Below are 5,466 nucleotides of genomic sequence, written 5' to 3'. Positions count from 1 at the left end.
TGTCCGTGTTGTTACTTTGCGCGTCCTGCGCTACGTCCATGGAAGCTAGATTAGCCCTGGATCCAATCGGACGATAGAGGGAGATCGCCAGCACGTCATGTAAGCATTTGCTTACATGACGATACATTTCAGAATTGGCCCGGTTCCAGCAGGAACAACGACTCACTGCCGGCCTTCACCGAAGCGCTCAGGGAATGGATCCGCGGCAACAGGCGGGCGAAGTAGAATCGCGCCGTGCCCAGCTTGCTGGCATAGAAATCATCCTGGCTTTCCTTGCCCAGGGCCGCCCTGGCCATGAGCGCCCACATGTAGGCGTATGCGGTGTAGCCAAATGCCTGGAGGTATTCCACCGACGCTGCGCCGATTTCGTTCGGGTTGTTTTTCGCCCGATCGAGCAGCCATTCGGTCAGTTCGTCCAGCGTGCCGACGGCATCGTTCAACGGCTTGGTGAACTCCGACAACTCGCTGCTTGCCGTGGCGGTGAAATGGCGAATCTCATCGGCGAACAATTTATAGAACGCCCCGCCACTGCCGACGATCTTGCGTCCCACCAGGTCCAGCGCCTGGATACCGTTGGTACCTTCGTAGATCTGCGTGATGCGCACGTCGCGCACCAGTTGCTCCTGGCCCCATTCGCGAATGTAGCCGTGACCGCCAAAGATCTGCTGGCCGTGAACGGTGGTTTCCAGGCCCAGGTCAGTGAGGAAGGCCTTGGCGACGGGGGTCAACAGCGCGACCAGGTCTTCCGCGCGCTTGCGGGTGGCGGGGTCTTCGCTGAACTTCGCGGTATCCAACTGCATCGCGACGTAAGTGGAGAAGGCGCGGCCACCCTCGTTCGAGGCTTTCATGGTCAGCAGCATGCGACGCACGTCCGGGTGGACGATGATCGGGTCGGCGATCTTGTCCTTGTTCTGCGCGCCGGTTGGCGAGCGGCTTTGCAGGCGGTCGCGGGCGTATTCAATGGCGTTCTGATAGGAACGCTCGCCGGTGGCCAAGCCCTGGATACCCACGCCCAGACGCTCGTAGTTCATCATGGTGAACATCGCCGCCAGGCCTTTGTTTGGCTCGCCGACCAGATAACCCACGGCCTCGTCGAAGTTCATCACGCACGTGGCGGACGCCTGGATACCCATCTTGTGTTCGATCGACCCGCAGTTAGCCGCGTTGCGCGCGCCCAGGCTGCCGTCGGCATTGACCATGAACTTGGGCACCAGGAACAGCGAGATGCCTTTCGGTCCGGCCGGGGCGTCTGGCAGTTTCGCCAGCACCAGGTGGATGATGTTTTCGGTGAGGTCGTGTTCGCCGCCGGTGATGAAAATCTTCGTACCGCTGACCTTGTAGGAACCGTCGGCCTGGGGCTCCGCCTTGGTGCGGATGATCCCCAGGTCGGTACCGGCGTGAGGCTCGGTCAGGCACATGGAACCGGCCCAGACACCGGCGTACATGTTCGGCAGATACGCCGCTTTCAATGCTTCGCTTGCATGGGCGTTGATCGACAGGCAAGCCCCGGCGGTCAGCATCGGATACAGGCCGAAGGACAGGCTGGCCGAGTTGACCATTTCTTCGACCTGGGCCGAAACGGCCTTGGGCATGCCCATGCCGCCATAAGCCGGATCACCGCCAACGCCGACCCAACCGCCTTCGGCATAAGTCTTGTAGGCCTGTGGGAAACCTGCCGGCGTGGTGACGGCGCCGTCGGCCCAGTGACAACCCTCTTCGTCAGCCGCACGGCTGAGGGGGGCGACGCTTTTACTGGTGACCTTTCCGGCTTCTTCGAGAATCGCTTCGACAGTTTCAGCGTCCACGGTCTCGGCCAGCGCCGGCAATTGGGCCCAGAGTTTCGCGACCTCGAACACTTCATTGAGGACGAAGCGCATATCGCGCAGGGGCGCTTTGTAGTCAGCCATGGCAAACCTCGCAGGATCTAAACAATTGGTTCGTAGGAAAGCGGTTTCGCAATGGACCAGAGTGTACCCCAACAACTTTTGCGACACATAGGGTCAACCCATGACTGTTTTGTTATTTTTAGTCACCACAAAGATCGCAGGCTTCGCCGGCTCCTTCATGGAAAAGCGTATCCCCTGTAGGAGCTGGCGAAGCCTGCGATCTTTGGGATTTCCCTTGGGTCAAAGCGCAAACAACGCCGCCGGCAACTTCATCAGGCATTCGCTCCCGGCCTCGACGGCGGCCCGATGAGCGGTCGTGCGCGGCAGCAGGCGCTTGAAATAGAACTCGCTTGTCGCCAGCTTCGCCCGGCAAAAATCCGCGTCGCCCTGGCCGCTGTCGAGTTGCGCCTGGGCCACCAACGCCATCCGCAGCCACAGATAGGCCAGGATGATGTAGCCGCTGTACATCAGGTAATCCACCGAGGCAGCCCCTACCTCATCGGGGTTTTTCATGGCCGCCATGCCAACCTGGGTCGTCAGTTCACCCCACTGCCGGTTGAGCCCATCGAGCTGCGCAACGTATCCGTCGAGCTGCGGATGCCCGGCATTGGCGGCGCAGAATTTATGGACGACTTCGGTGAAGCCGCGCAATAACTTGCCCTGACTGCCCAGGACCTTGCGCCCCAGCAGGTCCAGGGCCTGGATGCCATTGGTGCCCTCATAGATCGGCGCGATCCGACAGTCGCGCACCAGTTGCTCCATGCCCCATTCGCGGATAAAACCGTGGCCGCCAAACACCTGCATGCCATGGTTGGTCACCTCCAGTCCGGTGTCGGTCATGAAGGCTTTGCAGATTGGCGTGAGAAAAGCCAACAAGTCTTCGGCCTCCTGGCGGGCGGTTTCGTCGCTGCTCAGGTGCGCGGTGTCGAGCAATTGCGCGGTGAAATAGGTCAGCGCCCGGTTGCCTTCGTTGAAGGCTTTCATCGTCAACAGCATTCGACGCACGTCGGGGTGGACGATGATCGGATCGGCGACTTTTTCCGGTGCCTTGGGGCCAGTCAGCGAACGCATCTGCAAACGATCGTTGGCGTACTTGATCGCGCCCTGGAAGCTCGCCTCGCCCAAACACAGGCCCTGCATGCCGGTGCCGAGACGGGCGTGGTTCATCATGGTGAACATGCAATTGAGGCCCTTGTTCGCCTCGCCGATCAGGAAACCCCTGGCCCCGTCGAAATTCAGCACGCAGGTGGCCGAGGCCTTGATGCCCATCTTGTGCTCGATCGACCCGCAGGAAACGCCATTGCGCTCCCCGGCCTCGCCCGTCGCGTCCGGCAGGAACTTCGGCACGATGAACAACGAGATGCCCTTGGTGCCGGCCGGCGCATCCGGCAGCTTGGCGAGCACCAGGTGAATGATGTTGTCGCTCATGTCGTGCTCGCCGGCGCTGATGAAGATCTTGCTGCCAGTCACTGCGTAACTGCCGTCAGCCTGAGGCACGGCGCGGGTCTTGATGATGCCTAGATCGGTGCCGCAGTGGGCTTCGGTCAGGCACATGGTGCCGGTCCACTGGCCGGCGGTGAGTTTGCTGAGGTAGGTCTGCTTCTGTTCCTCGGTGCCATGGGCGTGGATGGCCGACATGGCCCCGTGGGTCAGGCCGGGATACATGCCCCAGGACGTGTTGCTCGACCCGATCATTTCGCTGATGACCAACCCCAGGGAACTGGGCAGGCCCTGGCCACCATAGGCCGGGTCCGCCGCGAGGCCATGCCAGCCGCCTTCCACATACTGTGCGAAAGCCTGCTTGAACCCTGTAGGTGTCGTCACCACACCGCTGTCGAAATGGCAGCCCTCTTCGTCACCTGGGCGATTGAGCGGCGCCAGCACGTTCTCGCAGAACCGGGCGCCTTCCTCGAGGATGGCGCTGACCATATCCGGACTGGCATCGCTGGCACCCAGTTCGGCATAGCGGCCATGGAAATCGAAGACGTGGTCGATCAAGAAGCGCATGTCGCGCAGGGGGGCTTTGTACTCGGGCATGGTGGTTTTCTCCGGTAGCAGATCGTTCCAACCTACTGCCGGCCATCAAGCCTCACAATCACAGTCCAGACGCTGAATGCGCCATCATCACTCAACCCGCGGCGGCTTCCATGCGCACCGCGCCGCGACGATTCTGGCCGAAGGCGATCACACAATTTCGACCCGCGCCCTTGGCGTTATAGAGCGCCTGGTCCGCCGATTTGAGCACCTCTTCGGGCGTACGCTGCTCGATGCGCTCGGCCACGCCGATGCTCACGGTCACCGAAACGCTGGAGGCGCCGGCACCGGCGCGACGCTGGCGCCCTTGTTGATCGTCCTGGGGGCGGCTGTCGGGATTGCGCAGTTGAATCGCGTACGTCTCGATGGATTGGCGGATGACCTCCAGATGGGGCATGCACTCGTCGATGGTCTTGCCTGCGAACACCAAGGCGAATTCCTCGCCGCCGTAGCGATACGCCCTACCGCCACCGCCGATTTTCGACAGTTTGCTGGCCACCAGGCGCAGCACCTGGTCGCCGACGTCGTGGCCGTGGGTGTCGTTGAATTTCTTGAAATGATCGACGTCGCTCATCGCCAACACATAGTTGCGCCCCAGGCGCTGCATGCGTTCGTTCAATGCCCGGCGGCCCGGCAGGCCGGTGAGTTCGTCGCGGAAGGCCATTTGATAAGCCTCGTGGGCAACCGCGGCGGCGATCATCAACATCACTTGGCTGCACATGATGTTCAGGGTGAACGGCAGGATGAAGGTTTTCGGCAGCATCCAGAACAAGCCAAGCAGCCCCACCAATTGCGCCGCGTGCAGCGGCCGGGGGTTGCGCCAGTATTGCCAGGCCAGCAGCAGGAACGCGGCGGCGAACATTGGGTAGGACAATTGGATCAGGCTCATCCAGGCGCCGTGCAACGCGGGCCAGCGGATCTCCGAAAGCCACAACAGCAACGGCTGGGGGAAACTTTGCTCCAGGGCCAGGGCCACGCTGCCGAAGACCAGCAACACCGCGAACCGGGCCACCATGTCCTGGAACAAATGGGTGCGCTCCTGCCACGCCGCGAACAGCCCGAACAACAGCGGCAGCAGCAGGCAGACGAGGTGGAATACCACCGCCGCGTCTTCACGCACCTTGCCGTTATCGCGGTAAAAATCGGTTTGGGTGTCCAGCAGGAAGTAGGCGATGTACACAGTGACCATCAGAAACAGCTCGCGCTGACGTCGGTAGACGGCGCAATACGCACCTCCCAATAGCAACACCAACGTAGGAAGCACATTGAACAAGGAGGTGAAGAAGACGTTGAGATCCTTGACGTAGGCAGCCGCAAGCCCCGACAACAACAGCAGCAGTGACGGTAGGAAATGGCTCAGGCGTACAGCGGAAGAACGCGGCAAGGGTAAAGCTCCGACCCGGCTGATCAAAGATGGCATTGTGCATGCGAGGCGTGACCGATGTCACACTGCCATCGCTGTAACGGCAGGGGGGGAAGTTTTCTTAGGGTTGGATTGGATGAATATTGTTTCAGAATCACCGCGCCCCTCCTGTGGCGAGGGAGC

The 5,466-nt window shown here is 61.2% G+C and carries 3 protein-coding genes; all 3 read right to left on the bottom strand.

The genetic code is table 11. The features are described 5' to 3' along the window. Positions 1-128: 128 nt before the first annotated feature. On the bottom strand, positions 129-1,907 hold the full coding sequence (locus OC610_RS20320; RefSeq protein WP_264430214.1) for an acyl-CoA dehydrogenase C-terminal domain-containing protein: 1,779 nt from the start codon (positions 1,905-1,907) through the stop codon (positions 129-131). Positions 1,908-2,126: 219 nt separating this feature from the next. After that, positions 2,127-3,923 (bottom strand): acyl-CoA dehydrogenase C-terminal domain-containing protein, encoded by a 1,797-nt coding sequence (locus tag OC610_RS20315; RefSeq protein WP_264430213.1) that lies wholly within the window; start codon positions 3,921-3,923, stop codon positions 2,127-2,129. Positions 3,924-4,014: 91 nt separating this feature from the next. After that, positions 4,015-5,304, bottom strand: a complete 1,290-nt coding sequence (locus OC610_RS20310) for a GGDEF domain-containing protein (protein WP_030139256.1) — start codon at positions 5,302-5,304, stop codon at positions 4,015-4,017. Positions 5,305-5,466: the final 162 nt, after the last annotated feature.

The organism is Pseudomonas agronomica, assembly GCF_025917275.1.
Lineage (GTDB): Bacteria > Pseudomonadota > Gammaproteobacteria > Pseudomonadales > Pseudomonadaceae > Aquipseudomonas > Aquipseudomonas agronomica.
The sequence above is the reverse complement of the archived record's forward strand: the minus strand, read 5'-3'. Positions and strand labels throughout refer to the sequence as shown.